Origin of the sequence: Streptomyces axinellae (assembly GCF_039532135.1) — a bacterium.
Taxonomy (GTDB): domain Bacteria; phylum Actinomycetota; class Actinomycetes; order Streptomycetales; family Streptomycetaceae; genus Streptomyces; species Streptomyces axinellae.
Window position 1 is genome coordinate 175,548 of sequence record NZ_BAAARJ010000008.1, and the last position, 26,970, is coordinate 202,517.

General features: G+C 74.0%; 21 protein-coding genes. 14 read left to right on the plus strand and 7 right to left on the minus strand.

From position 1 onward, the window contains the following. Positions 1–123 precede the first annotated feature (123 nt). Together ABD339_RS14305 and manD are read right to left on the minus strand one after the other, a co-directional pair. Positions 124–1,644 (minus strand): mannitol dehydrogenase family protein, encoded by a 1,521-nt coding sequence (locus ABD339_RS14305; protein ID WP_344565943.1) that lies wholly within the window; start codon positions 1,642–1,644, stop codon positions 124–126. Beyond that, a complete protein-coding gene (gene manD / locus ABD339_RS14310) occupies positions 1,641–2,849 on the minus strand; it encodes a D-mannonate dehydratase ManD (protein WP_344565947.1) in 1,209 nt (402 codons plus the stop codon). The genes ABD339_RS14305 and manD overlap by 4 nt, the downstream gene beginning before the upstream one ends. 146 nt (positions 2,850–2,995) lie before the next feature. On the opposite strand from manD, the gene ABD339_RS14315 reads away from it, so the two are divergent. Further along, positions 2,996–3,709, plus strand: a complete 714-nt coding sequence (locus ABD339_RS14315; RefSeq protein ID WP_344565949.1) for a GntR family transcriptional regulator — start codon at positions 2,996–2,998, stop codon at positions 3,707–3,709. Positions 3,710–3,845: 136 nt separating this feature from the next. On the opposite strand, the gene ABD339_RS14320 is transcribed toward ABD339_RS14315, so the two are convergent. The 4 genes from ABD339_RS14320 to ABD339_RS14335 all read right to left on the minus strand — a co-directional run bounded on the left by ABD339_RS14320 (position 3,846) and on the right by ABD339_RS14335 (position 7,908). Continuing rightward, positions 3,846–4,829, minus strand: a complete 984-nt coding sequence (locus ABD339_RS14320; protein ID WP_344565951.1) for an aliphatic sulfonate ABC transporter substrate-binding protein — start codon at positions 4,827–4,829, stop codon at positions 3,846–3,848. 142 nt (positions 4,830–4,971) lie between these two features. Continuing rightward, a complete protein-coding gene (locus ABD339_RS14325; protein WP_344565953.1) occupies positions 4,972–5,754 on the minus strand; it encodes an ABC transporter ATP-binding protein in 783 nt (260 codons plus the stop codon). Next, positions 5,751–6,566: an ABC transporter permease gene (locus ABD339_RS14330; protein ID WP_344565955.1), complete on the minus strand. Its 816-nt coding sequence runs from the start codon at positions 6,564–6,566 to the stop codon at positions 5,751–5,753. Before ABD339_RS14330 ends, ABD339_RS14325 begins: the two co-directional genes overlap by 4 nt. Before the next feature lie 16 nt (positions 6,567–6,582). Then, positions 6,583–7,908 (minus strand): ROK family transcriptional regulator, encoded by a 1,326-nt coding sequence (locus ABD339_RS14335; RefSeq protein WP_425575981.1) that lies wholly within the window; start codon positions 7,906–7,908, stop codon positions 6,583–6,585. A 272-nt stretch (positions 7,909–8,180) separates the two neighbouring features. On the opposite strand from ABD339_RS14335, the gene ABD339_RS14340 reads away from it, so the two are divergent. From ABD339_RS14340 to ABD339_RS14390, 11 genes are all read left to right on the plus strand, one after another. Then, on the plus strand, positions 8,181–9,764 hold the full coding sequence (locus tag ABD339_RS14340) for a sulfatase family protein (protein ID WP_425575982.1): 1,584 nt from the start codon (positions 8,181–8,183) through the stop codon (positions 9,762–9,764). Next, on the plus strand, positions 9,761–10,786 hold the full coding sequence (locus ABD339_RS14345; RefSeq protein ID WP_344565959.1) for a formylglycine-generating enzyme family protein: 1,026 nt from the start codon (positions 9,761–9,763) through the stop codon (positions 10,784–10,786). Before ABD339_RS14340 ends, ABD339_RS14345 begins: the two co-directional genes overlap by 4 nt. A 282-nt stretch (positions 10,787–11,068) precedes the next feature. Then, the gene (locus tag ABD339_RS14350; protein ID WP_344565961.1) at positions 11,069–12,049 is read left to right on the plus strand and encodes a DUF3344 domain-containing protein; all 981 of its coding nucleotides are present in this window, start codon (positions 11,069–11,071) and stop codon (positions 12,047–12,049) included. A 73-nt stretch (positions 12,050–12,122) separates the two neighbouring features. Next, positions 12,123–13,319 carry a glycosyltransferase gene (locus tag ABD339_RS14355; protein ID WP_344565962.1) on the plus strand — a complete coding sequence of 399 codons (1,197 nt, stop codon included), beginning with the start codon at positions 12,123–12,125 and terminating at the stop codon, positions 13,317–13,319. After that, positions 13,316–14,896, plus strand: coding sequence for a sugar transferase (locus ABD339_RS14360; protein WP_344565964.1), 1,581 nt, complete (start codon positions 13,316–13,318; stop codon positions 14,894–14,896). The genes ABD339_RS14355 and ABD339_RS14360 overlap by 4 nt, the downstream gene beginning before the upstream one ends. Before the next feature lie 2 nt (positions 14,897–14,898). Beyond that, entirely contained in the window at positions 14,899–16,293 is a 1,395-nt protein-coding gene (locus ABD339_RS14365; protein WP_344565966.1) for an O-antigen ligase family protein, read from the plus strand. Then, positions 16,290–18,089, plus strand: coding sequence for a lipid II flippase MurJ (locus ABD339_RS14370; RefSeq protein ID WP_425575983.1), 1,800 nt, complete (start codon positions 16,290–16,292; stop codon positions 18,087–18,089). The genes ABD339_RS14365 and ABD339_RS14370 overlap by 4 nt, the downstream gene beginning before the upstream one ends. After that, a complete protein-coding gene (locus tag ABD339_RS14375; protein ID WP_425575984.1) occupies positions 18,079–19,053 on the plus strand; it encodes a polysaccharide deacetylase family protein in 975 nt (324 codons plus the stop codon). The genes ABD339_RS14370 and ABD339_RS14375 overlap by 11 nt, the downstream gene beginning before the upstream one ends. After that, positions 19,050–20,294, plus strand: a complete 1,245-nt coding sequence (locus ABD339_RS14380; RefSeq protein WP_344565968.1) for a glycosyltransferase — start codon at positions 19,050–19,052, stop codon at positions 20,292–20,294. The genes ABD339_RS14375 and ABD339_RS14380 overlap by 4 nt, the downstream gene beginning before the upstream one ends. Then, complete coding sequence (locus tag ABD339_RS14385) at positions 20,291–21,160, plus strand: YveK family protein (RefSeq protein WP_344565969.1); 870 nt, start codon at positions 20,291–20,293, stop codon at positions 21,158–21,160. Before ABD339_RS14380 ends, ABD339_RS14385 begins: the two co-directional genes overlap by 4 nt. A gap of 59 nt (positions 21,161–21,219) precedes the next feature. After that, a complete protein-coding gene (locus ABD339_RS14390; RefSeq protein WP_344565970.1) occupies positions 21,220–22,539 on the plus strand; it encodes a GNAT family N-acetyltransferase in 1,320 nt (439 codons plus the stop codon). A gap of 32 nt (positions 22,540–22,571) precedes the next feature. Here ABD339_RS14390 and ABD339_RS14395 read toward each other — a convergent pair whose 3' ends face one another. Then, positions 22,572–23,861: a glycoside hydrolase family 26 protein gene (locus tag ABD339_RS14395; RefSeq protein ID WP_425575985.1), complete on the minus strand. Its 1,290-nt coding sequence runs from the start codon at positions 23,859–23,861 to the stop codon at positions 22,572–22,574. Positions 23,862–24,153: 292 nt separating this feature from the next. Between ABD339_RS14395 and ABD339_RS14400 the strand changes: the two genes are divergently transcribed. Continuing rightward, a complete protein-coding gene (locus tag ABD339_RS14400; protein WP_344565974.1) occupies positions 24,154–25,488 on the plus strand; it encodes a carboxylate--amine ligase in 1,335 nt (444 codons plus the stop codon). Between the two features lie 136 nt (positions 25,489–25,624). Next, entirely contained in the window at positions 25,625–26,941 is a 1,317-nt protein-coding gene (locus ABD339_RS14405; RefSeq protein ID WP_344565977.1) for an NAD(P)-binding domain-containing protein, read from the plus strand. Positions 26,942–26,970: the final 29 nt, after the last annotated feature.

Consider the following 26,970-nt stretch of genomic DNA (forward strand, 5'->3'; position numbering starts at 1 on the left):
AGGTGGGGCGGGTGCGGATGTACAGGCGTGCGGGAGGGACGGGCGTGCGGCGGGGTCCTCGCCGGACCGGGACTCGGCTCGGTGGACCCGGACGGGCGGGGCCGGGTGGGTCGGGGCCGGGTGTCAGACCTCGATCCGGCCGGCTCGCAGTGCGGGCAGCCGCGCGGCCACCGCGCCGGTCAGCGCGGTGTCCTCGGCGAGGTCGGAGGCGCCCAGGGCGGTGAGCAGGGCGCGAACGGTGCCTTCGGGCTCGGTGTGGGAGCGCCAGCAGGCGGCGAGGGTCTCGGCCGCGGGGTCGGCGGCCTGCCGGTCCGGGTGGGTGGTGTGGATCCAGCCGGCGAGCGCGAGTTCGAGCAGTGGGGTGGCGGCGCCGGCCGCGCGCAGGGAGCGCAGGGCGGGCAGCCAGCGTTCGGGGAGCTTCAACGAGCCGTCGGCGGCGATCTGCCGCAGCCGGTGGCCCATCGCCGGGTTCCGGAAACGGGCCTCGAGTTCGGCCGCGTAGGCCGTCGGATCGGGCCCGCCCGGCGGCAGGGTGGGGGCGATCTCGGCGCACAGGTCCCGTACCAGCGGCGCGCCCCAGTCCGTGGCCAGGGCGTCCGCGACGGTGCCGCACCCGGCCGCCAGGCCGAGGTGGGCGAGGGCCGAGTGGGAGCCGTTGAGCAGCCGCAGCTTGGTGAGCTGATAGGGCGTCACATCGGGGACGAACAGCGCGCCGTCCAGCTCCCAGGGCGGCCGGGGCGCGGCGAAGGCGTCCTCCAGGACCCACTGGCGGTACGGCTCGCCGGTCACGGCCGCGCCGTCCCGCACGCCGAGCGCCGCCGCCGCGCGGTCGAGGTCGTGGCCGGTGGTGGCGGGCACGATGCGGTCCACGACCGTGGCGGGGAAGGCGACCGCGCCGGCCATCCGGTCGAGCACGGTCTGCCGGTCGGGCAGGCCGCTCGCGGCGATGAACTCGCGGACGACCGCGCCCAGTACGGCTCCGTTGTCCGCCATGTTGTCGCAGGAGACGACGGTGAGGGGCGCGGCGTCGGTCCGCATCCGCGTGGCCAGCCCGGCGGCCAGCCGTCCGATGACGGTCGTCGGCCGCGTGCCGCCGCCCCCGGCCCGGGTGCGCTCCAGGTCCTGGGCGACGGCGGGCGCGGCCCGGTCCAGGACGGGGCCCTCCCGTGCGTACCCCGGGGCGCGGTGGTAGCCCTTCTCGGTGACGGTGAGGGTGACGACCGTGACCTCGGGATCGGCGAGCAGCGCGTCCAGGCGCGCGGCGTCCTCGGACAGCACCAGCGCCCCGGTCAGCGCGGCGATGACGCGGGTGGCGGCGCCGCCTGGGCGGCGCTCGGTGAGCGAGTAGAGGTGGTCCTGCTCGCGCAGCGCCCGTGCGGTGCCGGGCGAGCGGGGCGCGACCGCGGTGATGCCCCAGGGCTCACCGGAGCGGGCGGCTGCCTGCTCGGTCCAGACGGCCTGGTGGGCCCGGTGGAAGGCGCCGAGCCCGAAGTGGACGACGCGGGTGCGCAGCGCCTCCGGGTCGAGCGCGGGCCGGCACTCGGGCGGGAGGCCGGGCAGCGCCGCGCGGCCGAGGCGGCCGAGGCGGCGGGGGCCGCCGGGGTCACCGGCGCCGACGGGAGGGATGTGGCCGGCGGCGCTCACCAGTCGTGGACCGATCCGTCGAGGCGCCGTGCCACGGGCAGGTAGCGCGGCTCGTACGGGAAGCGGGCGGCGGCCCGCTCGTCGTACTCCACCCCGAGGCCCGGTTCCTCGGCCGGATGCAGCATGCCGTCGGTGAAGGTGACCCCGCCCCGGAAGACCTCGGCGGCCTCTTCGGGGTGGCCCATGTACTCCTGGATGCCGAAGTTGGGGACGGCCAGGTCCAGGTGGACGTTCGCGCTGAGGCTGACCGGCGAGAGGTCGGTCGCGCCGTGTGAGCCGGTGCGCACCTGGTAGAGCGCCGCCAGGTCGAAGATGCGGCGCAGGTGGGTGATGCCGCCGGCGTGGGCGACGGTGGTGCGGACGTAGTCGATGAGCTGCTCGGTGATCAGGTGCTGTACATCCCAGATGGAGGTGAGCACCTCGCCGACCGCGACGGGCGTGGTGGTGTGCTGCCGGATGAGGCGGAAGCCCTCCTGGTTCTCGGCCGGGGTCGGGTCCTCCATCCACAGCAGCCCGACGTCCTCGACGCGCTTGCCGAAGCGGGCGGCTTCCATGGGCGTGAGCCGGTGGTGGACATCGTGCAGGAGATGGAAGCCGAAGCCGAAGCGTTCACGCACCGCTTCCAGGTAGGTGGGCGCGAAGCGGAGGTACGCCTCGGTGTCCCAGGGCTGCTCGTCCGGGAGGGCGGAGGCCGCCGGCTCGTACAGCTTGCCCTTGCGCACGCCGTAGGTGCCGCCGACGTCGGGGACGGCGGCCTGGGCGCGGACGGCCTTGTAGCCGAGGCCGAGGAAGCGCTCGACGTCGTCGAGGAGGGCGGCGGTGTCGCTGCCGCTGGCGTGCGAGTAGACGAGGACGCCATTGCGGGAGCGGCCTCCGAGCAGCTGGTAGACGGGCAGCCCGGCGGTCTTGCCCTTGATGTCCCACAGTGCGGTGTCCACCGCGGAGACGGCTGTCATGGTGACCGGGCCGCGCCGCCAGTAGGCGCCCTTGTACAGGTACTGCCAGATGTCCTCGATCCGGGCCGGGTCCTTGCCGATCAGCAGCGGGGCCACGTGGTCGCGCAGATAGGCGGCGACCGCCAGCTCCCGTCCGTTGAGGGTGGCATCGCCGAGGCCCGTGACCCCGTCGCTGGTGGTGATGCGGAGGGTCACGAATGTGCGTCCTGGGGAAGCGACGAACACCTCGGCGCTCTCGATCCGGCTCACGGTGCCCCTTCTCCATCGATGTGTCGGGCAGGACTTGTATGGAAGCACTTGTCGCGTAGGCGGGCAAGGGGTACGGGCAGCTCACCTGTGGATTCTCCGCAACAGCGCGGACCTGGGCAGCCGCCCGCCCCGATACGATGGGCCGCATGGCTGACTCGAACCGGCGGGCGACCAGTCGGCGCGCCATCTACGAACGGCTGCGCCAGAAGGTCCTGACCCTCGACCTCGCCCCGGGCGCCGCCATCTCCGAGAACGAGCTGGCGGCCTCGCTCGGCGTGAGCCGCACCCCGGTCCGGGAAAGCCTGATCATGCTGGCGCAGGACGGGCTGGTGCAGATCTTCCCCAAGATCGGCTCCTTCGTCTCCCGGGTGGACCCGGCCCAGGTAGCGGACGCCCAGTTCCTGCGCGAGGCGGTCGAACTGGCCGCGCTGGAGGACCTGCCCGCCGAACTCGATGCCCAACTGGTCGAGGAACTGCGCGAGAACCTGACGCGGCAGCGCGCCCCCGGACTGGAGCTGGAGGACTTCTTCGCCCTGGACGAGGCCTTCCACCAGGGGCTGCTGCGCCTCAGCGGGCACTTCAACGCCTGGACCACCGTCGCCGCCGCGAAGGGGCACCTGGACCGGGCCCGTCGGCTGGGGCTCTACGAACACGCCTCCTCGGCCGCGTTCGCCGCCCAGCACGCGGAGATCTTCGAGGCGGCCGTCAGCGGTGACACGGACCGCGCACGCACCGCCATGCGCACCCATCTGCGTGCGGTCTTCAGCGACATCGAACGCATCCGGGCCCACTCTCCCCACCTGTTCGCCGCCGATTCCGGCAGCGTCCCGGTGCGCCGCAGCGTCGCGGTCTGGGAGTAGCCCACCCCGGCCCGTGGGTACGCGAGGCCGTGAGCTTGTGAGCCGACCGTCCCGGGGAATGCGGCGCCCCCCGAGGCCGGGCGGCAACCGGGCGGCGGGGGGCGGGAAGTGACGACCAGCCAGGCGGGCAGTCCGGCTATCCGGCGTGCACCTTCTGGTAGAGGTCGCCCATGTAGTAGTCGGCCGGGTCGGGGTTGTTGTCCAACTGCTTGTTGCGGACGAAGAAATCCCCGAGCTTCTTCAGCCAGCGGCCCGCCTCGCCGCTCTTGGTCCTCGCCGCCAGATCGTCGGTGGAGAGCGTCTCGACATGCGAGGCGTCGGCCTTCGCCTGGGCCTTGGTGACGTGCAGCATCTTGGCCGAGAGGGCGATCGACTCCTCGGGGTGCTTCTGGCGCCAGTCGTTGGCCTGCTGAAGCACCTTGACCACCTTCTTGTTCTTCTCCTCGGGCACCTTGTTGCCGGCGACGAAGGCCGTGGGGAAGGAGTCCTTGGTGTCCTTGGTGCTGGCCACCTCCTCCGTCTTCGGGACCTTCTTCTTGATGGTGTCGATGGCGGGGTAGAAGATGCCGGCGCCGTCGATCTTCCCAGAGGTGAAGGAGGAGACCACGGTGGAGGGGTCCATGGCGATCTTCTGGATGTCCTTCGTCGTCATCCCGGCCTTCGCCAGCGCCATGTTGAGGATCATGTCCCCCGACGTCCCCTCCGGCACGCCGACCCGCTTGCCCTTGAGGTCCTTCATCGTCTTGATGCCGGGCCGGCCGATCACCCGGTCGGCATAGGTCAGCGTGTTGAGCGAGACGATCTTCGCCTTGCCGGAGGCGGGCAGCCACATGGCGCCGGGGCCGATGTAGCCGTAGTCCAGGTCACCGGAGCCGAGTGCCTGGATCTGCACGGGGCCGTTGTTGAACACCTTGGTCTTCGCGGTGAGGCCCTGCTTCTTCCACAGCCCCTGGTGCCGGGCGATGGCCAGCAGACTGGCGCCGTTGTAGTCGCCTATGTAGCCGAAGTTGACCGTGTTGTCGTCACCGGAGGCGCCGGTGGAGCACGCGTTGGTGGCGAAGGTGAGAGCGGCGACGGAGAAGAGCGCGGTCACAGTGCGGCGGAGGGTGCGTCCGGGCATGGCTCAGGTGTCCTATCAGGGGAGAGGGGGGCGCCCCGAAGGGGCGCGGGACTGTGTCATATGCGGCTTCGCCGCATGGGCGCGACCAGCCACGCTGGAGCCGCACCAGCAGACGCTCCCGCATCAGCGAAGCGCATCCGTATCAGCGAAGCGCACTCGCGGCGGGCTCCTGGTGGTAGACGGAGGTCCACACCGTGTTGCGGATCTGCCGGAACTCGGCCGAGAGGCGGATCTCCTCGGTACGGGGGTAGGGCAGGTCCACATCGATGACCCGGTGGATACGGCCGGGCCTGGCGGCCATGACCACCACCCTGCTGGCCAGATACACGGCCTCGTCCACATCGTGGGTGATGAACAGCACGGTGCGCATCTCCCGGCTCCAGGTCGCCAGCAGCTGATCTTGCAGCTGCACCCGGGTGAGTGCGTCGAGAGCGCCGAACGGCTCGTCCATGAGCAGGACTTGCGGGTCCACCGCGTAGGCGCGGGCGATGGCGCAGCGCTGCTTCATACCGCCCGAGAGCGTCTTGGGCAGGGCGTCCGCGAAGTCCTCCAGCCCGACCAGGTCGATGGCCGCTTCCGCGCGGCGGCGGCGCTCCCCGGCGGGGACGGCGGCGAGCTTGAGACCGAACTCCACGTTCTGCCGCACCGTCAGCCAGGGGAAGAGGGCGTACTGCTGGAATATCACCCCCCGGTCCGGCCCCGGCCCCGTCACCGGCTCCCCGTCCACCAGTACCCGGCCCGAGCTGGGTTCCTGGAGGCCGGCGGCCATGCTCATCAAGGTGGACTTGCCGCAGCCCGAGGGGCCCACGACGGTGACGAACTCCTGGTCGGCGATCTCCAGGGACACCCCGTCCAAGGCGGTGAACTCCGTGCCCTTGAGCGGGAAGGTCTTCCCCACGCCCCGAAAGCTGATCTTGCTGTTCATCGTCGCTCCTGCCAGCTGGTGAGCCGTCGTTCGGCGAGCAGCAGCAGCCGGTCCATGAGCAGCCCGAGCACGCCGATGGTGATCAGGGACACGAAGATCGTGTCCATCTCGAACCAGGTGGACGCCTTCTGCATCCGGTAGCCCAAACCCTCCTGGGCGCCGATGAGTTCGGCCGCGACGACGGTGGCCCACGAGGCGCCCAGCCCGATGCGCATACCGACGAGGATGAACGGCGTGGAGGCCGGGACGACCACCTTGGCGAAGATGACCCGGTCAGAGGCGCCCAGGACCCGGGCCGCGTTGATGAGGGTGCGGTCCACATCGACCACGCCCTGGAAGGAGGCCACCACACAGGCCATGAAGGAGGCCAGGCAGATCACCGCGATCTTCGGGACCTCGCCGATCCCCAGCAGCACGACCGTGAGCGGAATCAGCGCGAGCGGCGGGATCGTACGGAAGAACTGGATGTAGGGCTCGACCACGGCCCGCACCGTCGGATACCAGCCCATGAGGAATCCCACGGGCACGGCCAGGACCACCCCCAGCGCGTAGCCGAGGAAGACCCGGCGCAAGCTGGCGAGCGTATCGGTCATCAGCGTGCCGTCGGCGATCATGTCGCCGGCCTTGTGGGCCACCGCCGCCGGGGTCGGCAGGTTCTCCACGAGGCCCAGCGCGGCCACGAACTCCCAGGCGGCCAGACCGGCCACCAGCGCGGCGATGTTGAGGGCGAGCGGCCGTCGCCGGGAGCGGCGCGCGCCGCGCCGTGGGGCCTGCGCCGCGGCGGTCTTCTCGGGCGGGACGATCACGGCCATGAGTGCCTCACTGGGTTCACGCGTGCTCCTCGGTGACGGTCTGGGGGTAGCGGGAGAGCAGGGGGGTTTCGTGGAGGACGAGGGCGATGCCGCCCAGCGCGCTCCCGGCCTCGCCGAGAGTGGCGCGCCGCACGCGCACCCGGTCCCGGGCCATCGGCATCACATGGGTGTGCAGGGCCCGCTCCACGGGTTCGGTCAACGCGGCCCCGGCCTCGACGAGTTCGCCGCCGATGACGATGACGCCGGGGCCGACCGCGTTGCAGACGGCGGCCAGCACGGTGCCGATGTCGGTACCGGCCCGCTCCAGCACCGCGTGTGCCCTCCGGTCGCCGGAGGCGGCGGCCGAGAGGAACGCCGAGATGTCCTCGGCCCGGCCACCGGCCGAGCGGTAGCGGTGCACCACGGCGTCGAGCGAGGCGACGGTCTCCAGACAACCGGTGCCGCCGCACTCGCACCGTGCGCCATAGGGATCGACGGTGATGTGCCCGAACTCGCCCGACATGCCGTACATGCCGCGGTGCAGCGAGCCGCCGACGACCAGACCGCCGCCCACCCCGTGGGACAGCCGCAGGTACAGCACGTCCCCCGCGTCGGCGGCGGCACCCCACACGGCCTCGGCCAGCGCGGCGAGCCGGGTGTTGTTGTCGAGCAGCACCGGGACCCCGAACCGTTCGCGCAGCAGTCCGGGCAGCACGTGCGCGCCGAGCGCGGGGGGCTCCTCGCTGCCGGTGCCGCTGGTGCTGCCGATGTCGGCGATCGGACCGACCACCCCGACCCCGATCGCGCTGAGCGAGCCGAGCCGCAGCCGGCCGCGCCGCGCCGCGCGGCCGTCGGGGGCGGGGGCGTGCCCGTGTGTGCCGGACGGGCCTGATGTGCCGGGTCCGCCCGGCGGGTGACCGCCGCCGAGTGAGCCCAGCAGGCGCTCGGCGATGTCGGCCCGCTCGGGCCAGGACAGGTCCGGAGGGTGGGCCTCGCTCGCCGAACCGAGCATCTCGTGGGCGACGTTGACGGCGGAGACGTGCACGGCGCGGCGTGCGAAGTCGATGCCGATCGCCTCACCGGCATCCGGGTTGAGGCTGAGCTTCTCGACCGGCCGGCCGCGGCGGCGCACCTCGGCGGGCGGGGTGGAGGCGACCACGGTGTCGCTTTCCACGAGGCCCGCCACGATGTCGTAGAGCGTGGTGCGCGACAGCCCGCTGTGCGTGCCCAGTTCCGCACGGCTGAGCGGACCGTGCCTGCGGAGCAGTTCCAGGACGGACTGCTCGTGGCTCTTGCGCAGCCGCGTCAGCGGACCGTCGGGCGCCTGGGTGGGGCCGTCGTGTGCCTGCATGCCGGACAGCATGGAGAGCGCCGGTGTTTTTCGTCAATGAGTCGGAACAAAAAGATTTCCGGGCTGAGGCGGGGCGGTCCCAGGGCTGTCGCCGCGCCGTTCCGGGGCCGCCGGGCCCGCGGCTGACGGGGGAGCGACGGTCACCGGCAGATTTATGTTCGCACTATTGACATAAATCTGGAAGGGATCGGACCATGCCACGCATGGCACTGCCCGGTCGCTCCCGCTGACCCCATGCCGCCCGAACCGAAAGGGTCACCGTGCGCCCCAACATGCTCTTCCTCATGACCGACCAGCACCGCGTGGACACCCTCGGTGCCTACGGCAACCCCCACGTCCGCACCCCCCACCTCGACCGGCTCGCAGCAGAGGGCACCCGCTTCGACAGCTTCTACACCCCCACCGCCATCTGCACCCCGGCCCGCGCCAGCCTGCTCACCGGCGCCGCCCCGTTCCGCCACAAGCTGCTGGCCAACTACGAGCGCAACGTGGGCTATCTGGAGGACCTCGCCGACGACCAGTTCACCTTCGCCGGGCAACTGGGCGCCGAGGGCTACCGGCTGGGGCTCATGGGCAAATGGCACGGGGGCGTGCGGCGCACCGCGGCCGACTACGGCTTCGAGGGCCCCGACCTGGCCGGCTGGCACAACCCGGTGGACCACCCCGACTACCTCGCCTACCTGGAGGAGCACGGCCTCCCGCCATACCGCATCTCCGACCCCGTACGCGGCACCACCCCCAACGGCAGCCCCGGCAACCTCCTCGCCGCCCGCCTGCACCAGCCCGTCGAGGCCACCTTCGAGCACTACCTGGCCACCCGCACCATCGAAATGATGCGCCGCTGGGCGCGGGAGGGAGTGGGCGGGGCCGCCGCCGGGCCGGGGGCCGCGGACGGGGCCGGGACGCATGCCGGGACGCGGGCGGAGGAGGCGGAGGAGGCGGAGGAGGGGGAGGACAGGCCGTTCTTCCTGGCCACCCACTTCTTCGGGCCGCACCTGCCCTACATCCTCCCGGACGCCTACTACGACATGTACGACCCGGCGCTGGTCGAACTGCCCGCCTCGGTGAGCGAGACCTTCGCCGCCAAACCCCCGGTGCAGAGCAACTACAGCAAGCTGTGGGCCTTCGACACGATGCCGCTGGAGGAGAGCCGGAAGCTGATCGCCGTCTACTGGGGCTATGTGACCCTCATCGACCAGCAGATCGGCCGCATCCTCGACGCGATGCGCGAACTGGGCCTTGAGGAGCACACCGCGGTCTTCTTCACCGCCGACCACGGCGAGTTCACCGGAGCCCACCGTCTGCACGACAAGGGCCCGGCGATGTACGAGGACATCTACCGCATCCCCGGCCTGCTGAAGGTGCCCGGGGCGCCGCGCGGCCAGGTGCGGGACGAGTTCGTCTCGCTCACCGACTGCGCCGCCACCATCCTCGACCTCGCGGGCAGCGACACCAAACCGGCCCTCGACAGCCGCAGCCTGCTGCCGCTGGCCGCCGGCGAGCGGCCGGCATGGGAGGAGCACCACCTCGCGGAATTCCACGGCCACCACTTCCCGTATCCCCAGCGCATGCTGCGCACCCGCCGCTACAAGCTGGTGGTCAACCCCGAGTCCCGCAACGAGCTGTACGACCTGCGCACCGACCCCGACGAACTCCACAACCGCTACGACCACCCCGAACTGCGCGACGTACGAGCCGAGTTGACTCGCAAGCTCTACGACCTGCTGCGCGAGCGGGGTGACAACTTCTTCCACTGGATGACACCCATGTACGACGTGGAGACCGACTACGACACCACGCTCTCCGCGTTCGAGAGCGAGCCTGCCGCCGCCCCCGCGCGGGAGCCGGCGGCGCGGGAGCACTCATGAGCCCGGCCGACACCGGGGCCGGAGCCGGAGCGGGGCCAGGGGGCGGAGCGCGGGTCCGCTCCTGCTGCGCCCCCGCCCGCCGGCCGTCCGCGCCGGAAGCCGGACCGGCGCGCCCTCCGGCGGAAGTCCCCGCGCCGGCCCCGGCGGCGGTTCCGGCCCAGGCAGCCCCCGAGGCGGCGGCCGACGCGTACCGGACACGCGTCGAACTGCCCGGCGGCACCTTCCGGATGGGCAGCGAGGACGCCGACGTGAACCCCGGTGACGGCGAAGGACCCGTGCGGGAGGTCGCCGTCGCCCCGTTCGCCATGGACGCGCACGCCGTCACCAACGCGCGCTTCGCCGCCTTCACCGAGGCGACCGGCCACCGCACCGATGCCGAACGGTTCGGCTGGAGCTATGTCTTCGCCAAGTTCCTTCCCGGGCCGCTGCGCAAGGTCTCGCCGCGCCCGGACGCCACCCCGTGGTGGTGCGGAGTGGAGGGCGCCCGGTGGAACGCGCCGGAGGGCCCCGGCAGCGGCCTCGACGGCCGCTGGGACCACCCGGTCGTCCACATCAGCTGGGAGGACGCACGGGCCTTCTGCGCATGGGACGGCGGGCGCCTGCCGACCGAGCCGGAGTGGGAGTATGCGGCGCGCGGCGGCCTCGACCAGGCCCGCTACCCGTGGGGCGACGAACTCACTCCCGGCGGAGCGCACCGCTGCAACATCTGGCAGGGCGCCTTCCCGGCCAAGAACACCGCCGAGGACGGCTACACCGGCACAGCACCCGTGCACGCCTACCCGCCCAACGGCTTCGGCCTGCACAACGTCTCGGGCAACGTATGGGAGTGGACCGCCGACACCTGGCACCCCCAGGAGCCCGGACTGCGGGCGATGCGCGGCGGCTCGTACCTGTGCCACGACTCCTACTGCAACCGCTACCGCGTCGCCGCCCGCACCGCCAACACCCCCGACAGCAGCACCGGCAACCTCGGCTTCCGCGTGGTCCGCGACCCTGCCCCCGCCCCCGCCTCCGCCGCCTGAGCGTTTCGACGGCGACTCCCGGAATGCGGGCCGCACGGCCACATGAGCGGGGCGCCGGACGGTGACGGCGAAAGGATAGTGATTTTTCGTTGTGATCGGCGCGTCCCACTGTCCGCCTGAATAATTCTGCCAAAGTTTCCCTGGCTTGCTGAGAAGAGAGTCGGAGGACAGGCCATGGGGATGCCGATGGGTCGCGCCCGACGTGTCGCACTGTTCGTGCTCACGCCGATGGCAATTGTCGCGGTGCCGAACGGCGCCGCGGCAGCACCGGATTCTCCGAAGGTGCCCAGGATTCCGTTCGCCGAGCGATTTCAGGTGACCCAGCACGGCGGAATGGCGCGTGCCGCCAATTCCGCCGTCACCTGCCGGAAAGCCGTCGTGAAAGCCGCCGCACCGTGTACGCGGGCGCGTGCGGGCGCTGGCGTCAACGGCGCCTACGAGATGTTCTACACGGACATCGACAAGGACCCGAACACCTACAACTCGGGCCGGGCCCGGCTGCGGCTGCCCGTCGGCTCCCGGGTGAGCTACGCGCGCCTGTACTGGGGCGGCAACCTTCGCGTCGGCGAGCAGAAACCCCCCAAGGACAACCGCCGGGTGCTGTTCGCCGAACCGGGTGGGCAGTACAAGGAAGTGCTCGCCGACACCGCCATCGGTCACCGGACCAGCGCCCGCAGCGACGCCTTCCAGGCATCCGCCGACGTCACCCGGCTCGTCCGCGCCAGTGGCTCCGGCAGCTACACGGTCGCGCAGATCAACATCGCCGGCGGCCGGTCGGCGGCCGGTGCCTGGGGCGGCTGGAGTCTTGTCGTCGCCTACCAGAACAAGCGCGCACCGCTGCGCCACCTCGCCCTGTGGGACGGCTTCGAGGACATCGCGCCCGGCCGGAGCCGCTCGGTCACGGTGCGCGGCCCGCGGATCCCCGCCGGGGCGGGCGGGCGCCTCGGGCTGATCGCCTACGACGGCGACCGGGGTGCCGGAGGCGACGCGCTGAGCGTGGGAACGGACCGCCGCGCCCCCGCCCGCATCGCCGACGGCGCCAATCCGCGTAATGACGTCGCGAATTCCACCATCAGCACACTGGGGCGCAATGAAGGAAATCGGGAGCCCGCGTACGGGAACACGCTGGGATACGACTCGGACGTGTTCGACATCAAACACACGCTGCGATCCGGCGGAATCCGCGCCACTCTCCGTATGAGCACCACGAAAGACAGATTCCAGGCAGGCGCGCTTTTCCTCCAGACCGACGTACGCCGATAACCCGTCCAGGACGGCTGGAACGCTGGCACACTGGAATACGGAGAGGCAACAGACAGTGCGTTATCGAGAGGAAATGCGCATTGCGGATCCGCCGCATGCGACGAGGCCGCTGACGGTGCTTCATTTCTCCCAGCCCGTCGGAGGCGGTGTGGCGCAGGTCGTCACCGATCTGGCACGCGCCCAGAGCGCGGACGGCATCCGGGCAGTGGTCGCCTGCCCGCCCGGCGGCGAACTGGGCGAGGCCGCGAAAGCCGTGGGCGCCGAGGTGCTTCCCTGGCCCGCCGGACGCGCCCCCGGCCCCCGGCTCCCCGCCGAGGTGGCAGGGGCGGCCAGGATCATCGGCCGCCTCGGACCGGACATCGTGCACACGCACAGCGCCAAGGCCGGACTGGCCGGACGACTCGCGGTGCGCGGCCTGGTGCCGACCGTCCACCAGCCGCACGCCTGGTCGTTCGAGGCCGTGAGCGGGCCCGCCCATACGCTCGCGCTGCGCTGGGAGCGGTTCGCCACGCGGTGGACCGCCCGGATGGTGTGCGTCAGCGAGGACGAGCGGCGACGCGGCCAGGAGGCCGGGGTGCGGGCCCGCTGGGAAGTCGTCCACAACGGGATCGACCTGGAACGCTTCCCCGCCACCGGCACGCAGGCGACCGCCGCCGTCCGCGCACGGGCCCGAGCCGGACTGCCCGCTCTGGACCGGCTGCCGCCCGGCGCGCCCCTCGCGGTCTGCGTGGGCAGGCTGTGCGTCCAAAAGGGCCAGGATCTGCTGCTCCGCGTCTGGCCCGAGGTGGCGGCCCGGGTCCCCGGCGCGCGGCTCGCACTGGTCGGCGACGGCCCCGAGCGGCGGGCACTCGGCCGGGCCGCACCCGACGGCGTGCTGTTCGCCGGCGCGGTCGCCGACCCGGTGCCCTGGTACCAGGCCGCCGATCTGGTGGTGGCGCCCTCCCGTTGGGAGGGCATGGCGCTGGCCCCCCTGGAGGCGATGGCCTGCGGCCGGACCGTCGTGAGCACCGACATCAGCGGCGCCAGGGAAAGCCTGCCGCCCGACCCCCACCCGGCCACCCTGGTGCCCCCCGGCGACGGAGAATCCCTGGCCGCCGCGCTCACGGCGCTGCTGGCCGACCCCCGGCTGTGCGACGCCCTGGGCCGGAAGGCGGAGGAATCCGTGCGAACCACATACGACGTGCGGCGAACGGCGGCGGCAGTAGCGGCCGTGTACCGCGGCCTCCTCGGTCTGCCGCAGCCCGAGCACAGGGAGTGCGCCCGGCCATGACCACCGAGCACCTGGACGCGCCCGAGTCCGGCCGGGCCACGGAACCCCCGCCCGCGCAATCGGCCGAGCCCGCCACCGAAGCCCCGGTACGGCAGACCCCGGCCGGTGAACCCGCACCCACCGCGCTCTTCCCGCTGCCGCGCACCGGAGGCGACCCGCCGGAGCCGGGCCCGGTGCGCCGCCCGCGCGGCCGGCGCGCCTTCGCCGCGCTGCTGGCCGCCGACTGCCTCGCGGCCGGCGCCACCTGCGCGGCCCCCGGCGTCACGGCCGGCGGCCACCTGCTGACCGTGCTCGTCCCGGGGCTGCTGACACTGACGGTCCTCAACGCACGCGGCGGGCTCTACCGGCCGACGGCACTGACGGGCGCGCTCGACGAACTCCCCGCGCTGCTGGGCCACATCGCGGCGATCTGGTGCGTGCTGGCCACGGCGCTGGCCGCGACCTGGCCGGCCCACGCGCTGGGCTGGAGCACCCTGGCGGGCCTGGCCGCCACCCACTCCGCGTTGGCCTGTGCCGCACGCGCCGCCGTGCACGGCGTACGGCGGGCCGCCGCCCGCCACCGGCCCGCCCCGACGCTGGTCGTGGGCCGCGGCCCGGTGGCCCGCCGCCTCGTGGACGCGCTGCGCGAACATCCCGAGTACGGTATGCGCCCGGTCGGCGTCCTCCACCCGGCCGCCGACGGGCCGGATGATGCGAGATGGGACGCGGGGGAGGACCCGCTGCCCCTTCTGGTCTCAAGGGACAGCGTGCTGCGCGCGGTCGCGCAGGACTCCGTGCGCGACGCCGTCTTCACCGACCCGGGCACCGACGAGGCGCGCACCGCCGAACTGTTCCGGCTGCTGACCGGCCAGGGCTGCACGGTGTGGCTGCTGGACCTGCCCGCCTCCGACGCCCTGCCGCTGGGCCACCGGCCGCTGACCGGCCCGGTCCGCGCCCCGGCCGCCGCACATCTGTGGGGATTTCGCTGCCACCGCGTCGTCCCGCTGGGTCCACACGCCTCCGGACGGCTGCGCAAACGGGCCCTGGACCTCGTCGTGGCCGTGGTGGCGCTGCTGTTCGCGGCCCCGCTGCTGGTGGCCTGCGCGCTGGCGGTGCGCTGGGCCGACGGCCCCGGGGTGCTCTTCCGGCAAGAGCGCGTCGGGCAGGACGGGCGGCCGTTCGTGCTGCTGAAGTTCCGCACCCTGCGGCCCGCCGACACGCACGAGTCGGCCACCTTGTGGAGCATCGCGAACGACGAGCGGATGAGCGGCGTCGGGCGGACGCTTCGCCGGACCTCCCTGGATGAGCTGCCGCAGCTGTGGAACGTGGTGCGCGGCGACATGAGCCTGGTCGGACCCCGGCCCGAACGCCCGCATTTCGTGCAGAGGTTCAGCCTCAGCTACCCGCGCTACGCGGCCCGGCACCGGATGCCGGGCGGCGTCACCGGGCTCGCACAGGTACACGGCCTGCGCGGCGACACCTCGATCGAGGACCGGGCGCGCTTCGACAACCACTACATCGACACCTGGTCGCTGTGGCAGGACGTGCGGATCCTGCTGCGCACGGCGGCCTCGCTCTTCCGGCCCGCCGGGAGCTGACCGTGGCGGCGACATCCAGCCTGCCGACGGCTTTGCGCCGGCCGCCCGCCGGGGTGCGCGAACACCTGGTGCGCCTGGGCCCCGTGCTGCCCGGCGCCACCACCGTGCTGCTGCTGTGCGCCCCGGTGCGCGAGGACGCCTCGGCTACCGGGCAGGTGACGCCCGCTGACGTGGCATCAGCTCTGTTCGTCCTCGGGTGCGCGGTCTGGCTGCTGCGCACCCGCGTCCGCCCGCTGGACGGGACGGCCGCCTGCGTGCTGGCGGCACCCGCCGTGGCCTGCGCGGTGGCGACCGCCGCCGCCTACGATCCGGGCGCGGCCCTGCCGGGTTTCGTGCGCTACACGCAGATCTTCGTCCTCGTACCGGCCGCCGTGGTCCTGGCCCTGCGCGGCCCGCGCGACTTCCGGATGCTGGCCGGGGCCGTGGTGGCACTGGCCCTGGTCCAGGGCGCGGTCGGGGTGCGGCAGTACCTCACCGGCACCGGAGCCTCCTACGCGGGCCAGGACATCCGGGCCGTGGGCACCTTCGGGCCGCAGGATGTGATGGGCATGTCCGCCGTCGTCTCCTGCGGACTTGTGGCCGCCCTCGGACTGGGCCTGGCACCGCCGCCCGGCAGCCCCCGGTGGCTGCGTCCGGCCGCTCTCGGCGGGGCCGCGCTGCTGCTGGTGCCGCTCGCGGTCTCCTTCAGCCGCGGCGCGTGGATCGCCACCGCGGCGGCCTCGGCGGCCGTCCTGCTGCTGGCCGGAATCCGGCTCGCCCTGCGGACCCTCGCGGTACTGGCGGCGACGGCCGTGCTGCTGACCGGGGGCCTGGGCCTGGGCTCGCAACTCATCGGGGAGCGGCTGAGCAGCATCACCGACGTCACGGCGACCCCCGACCAGTCGGTCACCGACCGCTACACCATGTGGGCGGCGGCCACCAGCATCTGGCGCCAGGACCCGGCAACGGGAGTCGGCCCCAAAGGCTTCGCCGCCCACCGCGACGCGCACGCCTCGCTCGCCCTGTCCTCGGGCAGCGACACCGCCGGGGCCGGTCAGGAATTCCGCAAGGAGCCGCTGCTGTCCCCGCACAACACCTACTTGCTCGTGCTGAGCGAGCAGGGCCTGCTCGGACTGACGGCCCTCGCCGGGGGCTGGGCCGTCACCATGGCCCGCACGCCGATCCGGCTGCGGGCAGCCCGCGCCGCGCCCCCGCCCCGGGACCGCGCCACCGACTGCGGGCTGATCGCCGCCGGACTTCTGGTCTGGCACCTGGTGGACTTCGCGTACTCCGACATCGGCGGTCCCTCCACCGTGCTCACCGGGATCACGCTGGGACTGGCCGCCTGGTGGGCGCTGGGCCGGGGTGCGGTACCGGAGTCCGGGGCAGCCCTGAGCGCGGGAGCGGAGGCCCGGTGAGCGGCACGGCCACCGAGGATCAGCAGCCCCCGGAGACCCGGAGCCTCCCCGCCCGCCCCCGGACCCCGACCGCCGGAGCGCCGGCCCGGCCCGCCCCGCGAGGCGCCCCGCGCTCCTCGGCGCCCTCCCCGCTGGGACGGTTCCTCGCCCGCGCCGCCGCGCTCACCGCGGCCCTGACAGCGGCCGGTTCGCTGCTCGGACTCGTCCGGGACCAGGCCATCGCCCACCTGTTCGGCGCCGATGGCGACACCGACGCCTTCCTTGTGGCCTGGACGGTGCCCGAACTGGCCGCCACCTTGCTGATCGAGGACGCCATGGCGCTGGTCCTCGTACCGGCGTTCAGCCTCGCGCTCTCCCGGCGGACCGCGAGCGGCCGGGACCCGGCGGCCCCCGACCCCGTACGGGCACTGGTCACGGCCACCTTCCCCCGGCTGTTCGCCGGACTCGTCGCGGTCGCCGCGCTGTTGCTCGCCACGGCGCCCGTGCTCGTGCGGGCGCTCGCGCCGGGGCTCGCCGACCCGGGCCTCGCGGTCACCTGCACCCGGCTCACCGCGGTGGCCGTCGTCACCTTCGGGGCCGCCGGGTACCTCAGCGCGGCGCTGCGCGCCCACGACAGCTTCGCCCCGCCCGCCGCGATCTACGTCGCCTACAACCTCGGCATCTGCGCCACCATGTTCGCCCTGCACTCCCTGCTGGGGGTGCGCGCGGCAGCCGTCGGCGTCGCGCTGGGCGGCGCCATGATGGTGCTCGTCCAACTGCCGTTCTTCCTACGCCGCTTGAACCCGCGCAGCCCGGATCGCCGCCGGGCCGCTGCCCCTGACGCGGGCCGGGCCCCCGCCTCCGACGCGGGCCCGGCCCCCGACACCGACGTCGCCCTGGCCCCGGCCCCCGCCCCGCTTCCGGTGCCGTCGCCGGGCCCCGCTGCCGCCCGGATCGGACTGCTGAGTCTGGGCGGGATCGCGCCCGTGCTGCTGTTCGCCGTGGCCCGGCAGGCCCAGGTGCTGGTGGAGCGGCACTTCGGCTCCTCGCTGTCCGCCGGGGCCATCTCGCATCTGAACTACGCCCAGAAGGTCGCCCAGATGCCGATGGTGCTCTCCTTGATGATCTGCACCGTCACCTTCCCGGCGGTGGCCCGTGCCATGGCCGACGGGGACGCGGACCGGGCCCGCCGCAGGGTGGAGCGCGATCTGGCGCTGGCCGCCGTGGTGGTCCTGCTGGGCGCGGCCTACGTGGTGGGGTATGCCCCGCAGATCATCGAACTCCTCTTCCAGCGTGGCGAGTTCGACGCGTCCGACACCGCCGCCACGGCCTCGGTCATGCGGGTGTACTCACTCGGGCTGCTCGGCCACAGCCTGGTCGGCGCGCTGGTCCGGCCGTTCTTCGCGGCGGCCCGCCCCACCTGGTACCCGGCGGGCGCGATGGCCGCCGGGCTGCTGCTCACCGTCGCGGCGAGCGCGGCGATGGCCCCGCACTGGGGCATCCACGGCATCGCCGCGGCCAACGCAGCCGGGATCACCACCACCGCGCTGCTGCTGCTGCGCGGCCTGGGGACCCGGGTGATCGCCATCCGGGTCCGGCGGGTGGCCGGCGATCTGGGACGGCTCACGCTGCCGGCCGTCGCCGCCGCGGGGGCCGGCTGGACGCTCGCACCCGCCATCTCGCACACCGCGCTCACCGTCGCGGTCGGCGCGCTCACCGTCCCGGCCGTCTTCGTCGCCACCGCCTTCGTCGTACGGGCGCCCGAGGTGCCCCAGTTGACCGTCACCCTCACACGAAAGCTTCGCCATGCCCGCTGAGCCCGCTTCCGCCCCCCTGGCCTCCCCAGCGGCCACCCCCGTACCACCCCCGTCGCCCTCCACCGCCCCCGCGCCGCCCTCCGCCACCCCCGCGTCGTCCCCGTCCGCTCCGCCCCGCGCATCCGCCACCGAGCGTTCCCGGGCCCGGTGGCGGCGGCCCGCACCGCCGTGGGTGCTGATGTACCACTCGGTCGCGGACCCCGCCGAGGACCCGTACCGGATCACCGTCTCGCCCGCGCGGCTCGACCGGCAGTTGAACTGGCTGCGCGGGCGCGGCCTGCGCGGGGTGAGCGTGGGGGAGTTGCTGACCGCCCGCTCGGCCGGGCGCGGCGGCGGACTGGTGGGGCTCACCTTCGACGACGGCTACGCCGACTTCCTGGACAACGCCCTGCCGCTGCTGCGCCGGCACGAGTGCACCGCCACGCTCTTCGTGCTGCCGGGCCGGCTCGGCGGCGACAACGAGTGGGACCCGCTGGGCCCGCGCAAGCCGCTGCTGACCGCCGCCGGGATCCAGGCCGCCGCCCGCGCCGGCGTGGAGATCGGCTCGCACGGCATGCGGCACCTGAGCCTCCCCGACGCGGACGAGAACGCGCTGCGCACGGAGGTGAGCGACAGCCGTGCCGCCCTGGCCGGTATCACCGGACGGCATCCGGAGGGCTACTGCTACGCCTACGGCACCGTGGACCAGCGGGCGATCGAGGCGGTGCGCGGCGCGGGCTACCGCTACGCCTGCGCCATCGACCCCGGCCCGCTCACCGGGCGGTACGCGCTGCCCCGGGCCCACATCGGCGAGAACGACGCCGGCTGGCGACTGCACCTCAAACGGCGGCTGCATCCGCTGCGCCGCCGCCCGCTGCGGACCGAGCCGCCATCGTCGGCCGGTCCCGCGAGCACCCCGGCTGCCCGCGCCGCGCACACCTTCCCGTCCGCCGCGCCGGGCACCACAGGTGGGAGGCGCGGATGAGGGCGCTGCACATCATCACCGGCCTCGGCACCGGCGGGGCGGAGCAGCAACTACGGCTGCTACTGCGTCAGTTGCCGGTGGACAGCGAGGTCGTCACGCTCACCGACCCCGGCGCCGTCGCCACCGGTCTCCGGTCCGACGGCATCCCCGTCACCCACCTGGGCATGACCGGAAACCGGGACCTGACCGCGCTGCCACGGCTCACCGGGATCATCCGGCGGGGCCGCTACGACCTCGTCCACACCCACCTGTACCGCGCCTGCGTCTACGGGAGGATCGCCGCCCGGCTGGCCGGGGTGCGGGCCGTCGTGGCCACCGAACACTCGCTGGGGGAGGCCGAGATCGAGGGGCGCCCGCTCACCCGCCCCGTCCGGGCGCTGTATCTGGCCACCGAACGACTGGGCACGACCACGGTGGCCGTCTCCGGCACCGCCGCGCACCGGCTGCGGGCCTGGGGCGTGCCGGCCGCCCGCGTGGAGACGATCCCCAACGGCATCGAGGCCCACCGCTTCCGCTTCGCGGCGGTCGCGCGCGCCGGGACACGGGCGCGGCTCGGCCTGCCGCACGACGCCTTCGTGGTGGGCGGTGTCGGGCGGCTGGTGCCCGGCAAGCGCTTCGATGTCCTCCTCCGCGCCGTCGCCGCGCTGCCCGGCGCCTGGCTGCTGCTGGTGGGAGAAGGCCCGCAGCGGGCGGCGCTGACCCGCCTGGCCTGGCAACTCGGCGTGCAGAGCCGGGTGTTGATGCCCGGTGTGAGCGGCGACGAGGGCCCGGCGGCAGCGGGTCACGACGGCCAGGCGGCAGCGGGTCACAAGGGGCCGGTCCCCGGACTGCCGGGTCTGCTGGCCGCGATGGACGCGTTCGCCTCCCCGTCCGGCGAGGAGACGTTCGGCGTCTCGGTGCTGGAGGCCCTCGCCGCCGGACTGCCCGTCCGCCACGTCACCTGCCCGGCGATCGACGAACTGCCCGCCGCCGAGGCACCCGGGGCCCGCCGCGTAGACGCGGGCACCGCCCAACTGACCGCAGAACTGCGCGGGCTGCGCGCGGCGGGCGCACAGCGGCTGCCGGTCCCCGCCGCGGTCGGCCGCTACGACATCGGCCGCACCGCCGAACGGCTCATGGCCGTCTACACCCGCCTCACCGGCGCAGCCGCCCGGCCCGGCAGCCCTTCCGGCCACCTCGCCGCATCCGCCGAACGCCCCGCCCCTCCCCGTACCGGCCGACTCCCCGAAGTGAGCAGATGAGCACCGAACCGAGAGAGTCCGCTTCGCCGACCGAAGCCGCTTCGCCGACCGAGCCCGCTTCGCCGGACGACGACGCGCCCGGCTGCCCCGCCCGGCTGCCCGCCGCCCGCCTCCCCGTCTCCCGGACCGGGCGCACCCGCGCCAGGCGCCGCCCGCTGCCCGCGTGGTGGCCCGTCGCGCTGTGCCTTGTGCTGGGGGCGGGGGCCGGCGCGGGGTACGGGCTGCTGAAGGCGCCGCAGTACACCGCCACCAGCTATGTCGTCGTGGCCCCCACCGCGCACGCGGACCCGGCCACCGCACTCGGCTTCGCCCAGGCATACGGGCGGGTCGCGGCCGACGGCGCCGTCCTGCGCGAGGCACGGCCGGCCACCGGGCTGCCGCTGAGGAGCCTCCGGGGAGCCGTGCGCTCGGCCACCTCGCCGGACGCGCCGATGATCGAGGTCTCCGCCACCGCCGCCCGGCCCCGCCGCGCTGCCGCCATCGCCAACGCCGTCTCCGGCGCGCTGACCCGGCACGGCAACCGCGTCGCCGGACGCACCAGCGTGCGGCTGGTCTCCTTCGCGCGGGCCACACCCCCCGCCGTGCCCGCCTCGCCCTCGCTGCCGGTCGCGGTCGCGGCCGGCGGCTGTGCGGGCGGACTGCTGGGCGGCCTCGTCCTGCTGGTCCGCCCACGTACGGGGCCCCGCGCCGACGTACCCGGGGTGCCGGGCCCGGCGGCGGCACCGGACACCCCAACCCCGCCCCGCGACCGGCCAGGACCGGACCAGGACCATCCGGAATCAGTTCAGGGCGGCCCGGAATCAGTTCAGGACCACCCGGGACCGGCCCAGGACCACCGGGCCGCCGTGGCCGGCCCGGCCACATGACAGCCGTGCGCCCGGCAGTGCGGAACGCGACCGAGGAACGTGACCGAGGAAGAGGCGTCATGACAGCTCCACAACGCCAGGCGCCGCAGCGGCCGTTCGGCCGGCGCCCGGCACCGCGCACCCTGCCGGTGCCCGGCACCCGGACCGGGCCGGCCGGGCGTGCGCCCGTGGCCGGGAGTCCGGCGCCGGACCGGCCGCCCGGCCTCGAACCGTCCGGAGGCACGGCCGCCGACCTGGCCGTGACGGTGTGCCGGGACCCCGAGCGGTTCGCCGCGCTGGGCCCGGAATGGACGGCGCTGCACCGCCGCTGCCGCAGCGCCACCGCCTTTCAGAGCCACCCGTGGCTGCACTCGTGGTGGCTCTCCTACGGCACTCCGGGCCGGCTGCGCGTGGTGCTCGTCCACCGGGGCGCCGAGTTGGTGGCGGCGGCTGCGCTGACCCTGGTCCGCCGCCCGCTCCCGGCGCTGGTGCCGCTGGGCGGGGACATCTCCGACTTCTGCGACGTGCTGCTGGACGACAGCTGCGCCCCCCTGGCTGCTGCCGCGCTGGTGCGGGGCATGCGGAAGGCGGCCCGTGGCGCCGTCGTCGATCTGCGCGAGGTGCGGCCGGGAGCCGCGGCGGAGCAGGTGTACGCGTGCTGGCGGGGGCCCCGCCGCACGCTGCTCGACTCGGCGTGCCTGGAACTGCCGGGAGTGCCCGTCGAGGGCCTGGTGGACCGGCTCTCCGGGCGCCCCGCGCGCACCTTCCGCGCCAAGTTGCGCAAGCTGGACAAGCTGAACATCGAGGAGCGGACCGTGCCGCCCGACGGGGTGCCCGCGGCCGTGGCGGCCCTGCTCCGGCTGCACGGACTGCAATGGCGGGGCCGGGGGGTGACGCCGGAACATCTGCGGCCCCGGTTCGCCGAACATCTGACCAGAGCCGCGACCGGGATGGTGCGGGCCGGCGACGCCCGGCTGACGGAGTACCGGCTGGAGGGCAGGGCCATGGCCTTCGACCTGACGATGCTGTCCGCCGATCTCGCCGGCGGCTACCTGTGCGGCGCCCACCCCGAACTCCGGTCCCGGAAGGTGGACATCACCGCCATGCTGCTGCGCCACGACGCCCGGTACGTGGCGGAAACCGGGCGCGGTGCGCTGAGCATGCTGCGCGGCACCGAGCCGTACAAGCTGCATCTGCGTCCGGTCACCGTCACCAACCAGCGGCTGCTGCTGGCCCGGCCGGCCGGCTTGCCGGTGCTGCTGGCCCAGGCCGCGCACGCCGCCGCCCGCTCGGCCGCCGCCGAGTTGGTGCGCACCCGGCTGCCGGCGGTGCGCCGGTGGCGCTCACGGCTCAACAGCCGCCGCGCGAGCGCGGCCGGAACCCGCCGGGCGGGGACATGAGGCCGGTCGCCTCGGCCCCCCGCGGCCGAGCGCTACGTCCCGCGCTTCGCGAACTGTTCCGGCAACTCCCGCAGCAGACAGCCGAGGACGCCCGGCGGCCGGGGCGACGAGGACGTACCGGGGGCGGAGAAGGGCCGGGAGGAAGAGGGGCGGGGGGAGGACGGACCGGGGGAGGGGCGAACGGCCCGGGTGAGCTGCCCGGCCGTCTGCGGGCGGGCCGAAAGCCAGTGGCGGAAGACGGCCGAGGACTCGGGGTTCTTCCGGCACTGCCACACCCCGTGCGGGCAGTAGTCGGTGATGGTCTGGTAGACCGGCTTGTGACGGTCGATCCACCGCAGCATGCCCCGCATGTACGCGGGGTTGTCCCCGTTGCGGAACAGCCCCCACTCCGGGTAGGAGACGGGCTTGCGATGCGCGGCGGCGAAGTCGGTCTGCTGCCGCAGGCCGTACGGCTGATCGACCATGTCCGCGAAATCCTCACCCGGCGGCTGGTCGTAGGAGTCCATGCCGACGATGTCGACGACGTCATCGCCCGGGTAGCACTTCGTCCAGCCGATGGCGTCCTCGCCCCGGTTCGGGGCGAAGTCGAAGCGGAACTTCTGCCCGGGGACCGCGCGCATCGTCGTGACGATGTGCCGCCAGTAGCTCTTCCACGCCCGCGGGTCGGGTCCGCAACGGTGGGTGTAGGTGGTGCCGTTCATCTCCCAGCCCAGCACGATCACGGTGTCCGGCGCCCCCAGCCGGACCAGGCGCCGGGCCAGCGTACGGAAGTGGCGGTCGAACGTCCCGCGAGCGCCGGTGCGCAGCAAGGAGCGCACTTCCCCGTCGGGGAGGTCCTTCTCGTTCCGCTCCAGCATGGGCACATTCAGCACGAACATCCGTTCGCTGTCGGTGCGCCGCCATGTCGTCCACGGTCGCAGGAAGTCCGGCCGGCCCTCGATGTTCACCCACAGGTCGCCGGGCAGGTAGGTGTGCCCCACCTGGAGCCGCCGCCCGCCCAGCCAGCGCTGGAGGTCGGCCATGCGCCCCACCCCCTCGGCGGAGGCGCTGAGGAAGGCTCCCTCGGCCGGGCGGTATTCGGCCGGCCGGCCGGGGGTTCCGGTTCCGGCGGGCGTATCCGTCACAGGGCCGGTCGCGCCCTCGCGGGGCGCACCGTCACCGGCCGCGCCACCGCCGGCCGTGCTGCCCTCGGGCGTGCTGCTGCTGGGCGAGGCAGCCGGGTGGGCCGGTGCGGCGGATCGTCCCCGGCCGTCGTCGGTGCCGCCCGTGCCATCCGCCGACGAACCGGTGGAGGCGGTCACGAGCATCGCGGCTGCGGTCACTGCGACGCAGCTACCCACCAGCCAGCGGCCTCGGCAGCGCATGGTGACTCCCCTCGAAACGCTCCGCGAACCGGTGGGCTCGCCTCTCGACAGTAAGCAGGAGCCGTACCCGGCGTGCTGCCGAAGGCGCCCGACTAGCCCATTCGCGGCCCGCGTCCCCCCGCTCGGCCCCACGAAGCCGCCGTCCGTCCCGCAGCGAAGGCCCCGGCCAGTAGTGAAGGCCCGTCCCGTAGTGAAGGCCCCCGTAGTGAAGGCCCCGTAGTGAAGGCCCCGTAGTGAAGGAAAGGCCACCATGCCCGAGTTCGACACCGAGGTGCCCGTACTGCTGGTGCTGCTCGACCCCAATCCCTTCCACCACGGGACCCTCGGGGCCGTCAGATCGCTGGGCCGGGCGGGCATCGAGGTGCACGCCCTCCTCGAATCCCCGCACAGCCCGCCCGCACGCTCCCGGTACCTGCACCGTGCACACGCCCATCCGCCCGGGACGGCGGTATCGGACCCGGCACTGCTGCGGACGTTGTGCCAGGTGTCCGAACGGATCGCGCGACCCGCCGTCCTCATCCCGATGGACGACGCCGGGGCCATCGCCGTGGCCCGGCTCGCCCCCCGGCTGGCCGGTCGTTTCCTGCTGCCCGAACAGCCCGCCGGGCTCCCCGAGTCGGTGGCCGACAAGGCGGCGCTGGCCGAGCGCTGTCGTGCGGCCGGCCTCGCCTGCCCCGAAACCGTGCGGCCCCGCAGCGCACAGGAGGCGGCCGAGGCGGTGGCGGACCTCGGCCTCCCGCTGGTGGCCAAGTGGAGCCGTCCATGGCTGCTGCCGCCCGCCTCCGGGCTGCGCAGCACGACCGTCGTGCACAGTGGAGCCCAGGCGCGGTGGCTGTACGAACGCACCGGGCAGGCCGGCAGCGCGCTGCTGCTCCAGCGCCGCGTGCCCGGCGGCCGGGGCACGGACTGGTTCTTCCACGGCTGCTTCACCCGGGATGCCGTCTGCCTGCTGGGCGGCACGGGCCGCAAGGAGCGTGCCTGGCCGCCGCACGCCGGGCTCACCGCTGTCGGCCGCTGGCTGCCCAACCCGGAGGTGGAGGCGGCGGCCATTCAACTGGCCGGCCACCTCGGCTACCAGGGCATCCTCGACCTCGACTTCCGGCAGGACCCGGTCTCCGGCACCTACCAGCTGCTGGACTTCAACCCCCGGCCCGGGGCCCAGTTCCGGCTTTTCGCCGACCGCGCCGGACTCGATGTCGTCCGCGCCCTCCACCTCGACCTGACCGGCCGCCCCGTCCCCAAGACGGCCGTCGCGCCGGGCCGCGTCCTGCGGGTGGAGAACTACGCCCTGCTCTCCGCGCTGACCGCCCCCCGCAGCCGGCCCCGCCGGACGCGTCGCCAGCCCCCGCACCTCCGCGCACCGCGAGGGAGCGAGACCGCGTGGTACGCCGCCGACGACCCCGCGCCGTTCCTCGCCATGACACGCGCATCGCTGGCCCGGGGCCTGCGCAAGGGGCTTCGCCGTACGGTCGCGCCGCCGCGTGCCCTCCCCCGGCCGGCCACGCCGCCCCCCGTACCGGCTCCCGGCGCCGCGCCCGCCGCCGGACGCAGCCGCGCCGACACCCGGGCCACCACGGTGCGGTGACGCCGCACCAGGCCCCACCACCGGATGGCCGGACGGCCGGATGAGACCTCAGCGGCCGAGCACGTACGACTCGGACCGGCCCGGCAAGTCCGACGCGAGAGCGGTCCAGCAACCCGACGTGAGAAGGAGAACGACCATGTACGACCTGGTAGTGGTGGGGGCCGGCCCCTACGGACTGTCGATCGCGGCGCACGCCGCCGCGGCCGGGCTCGATCTGCGGGTCCTCGGCCGCCCCATGGCCTCGTGGCGCGACCACATGCCGGAGGGCATGTTCCTCAAGTCGGAGCCGTGGTCCTCCAACCTGTCCGACCCCGCGGGCGACCACACCCTGGCCGCCTACTGCGATGCGCACCAGGTGCACACCGCGCACGGCCGGCCGCTGCCGATCGGCACCTTCACCGACTACGGCCTGTGGTTCGGCCGTCAGGCGGTCCCCGGCATCGAGGAGCAGACGGTCACCGAGGCCGGCCCGCACCCGGGCGGGGGGTACCGGCTGCGAACCGCCGAGGGCGAGGTCCTCACCTCCCGGACCGTCGCGCTGGCCGTCGGCGTGATGCCGTTCGCCCACATCCCCGAACCCCTGCGCCGGCTGCCGCCCGAACTCCTCTCGCACAGCAGCGGCCGACGCGACCTGAGCACCCTGCGCGGGCAGGAGGTCGTGGTGATCGGATCCGGCCAGGCCGCGCTGGAGACGGCGGCACTGCTGGCCGAACTCGGCGCACACGCCCAAGTGGTGGCCCGCGCCGGGGGCCTGAGATGGAACACTCCGCCGCAGCCGCTCGACCGCGGCCTGCTGCGCTCGCTGCGGGACCCGCACTGCGGTCTGGGCACCGGCTGGCCCAGCTGGGTGTGGTCGGAGGCCCCCTGGGCGGTGCGCCGGCTGCCGGCCGCCGCCCGGCTGCACATCGCGGCCCACGCCCTCGGTCCGGCCGGTGCCTGGTGGCTGCGCGAGCGCTTCGAGGCCCGGGTGCCGGTGCTGCTGGGGCATCGGCTGAGGGGCGCGGCGGCGGTGTCCGGGCCGCGGGTACGGCTGGAGCTGACCGCCGCCTCGGGGGAGACCCGGAGCCTGGAGGCCGACCACATCGTGGCCGCCACCGGGTTCGGCCCGGGGCTGGACCGGCTCGATCTGCTGGACCCGGCCGTGCGGGAGGGGCTGTGCAAGGTCGGTACCGGCCAGGCTCCCGAACTCTCCTCCTGCTTCGAATCCTCCCGGCCGGGGCTGTTCTTCGCCGGATTGCTGGCCGCTCCCTCCTTCGGCCCCTCGATGCGCTTCGTCCACGGCGCGACCTTCACCGCGTCCCGCTTGGTGCACGGTGTACGCCGGCGACTGCGCCGCCGCACCCCCCGCATCCCGCAGCCGGCCCCGCCCGTCGTACGGCCCGCAGCCGCGCCCGCCGGAGCCGCCGCCCAGGGCGCCGCGGACCCCGTTGTGCCTTCCCTGACCGACAACTGACCCCTGACCGACAACTGACCCCGAACGGC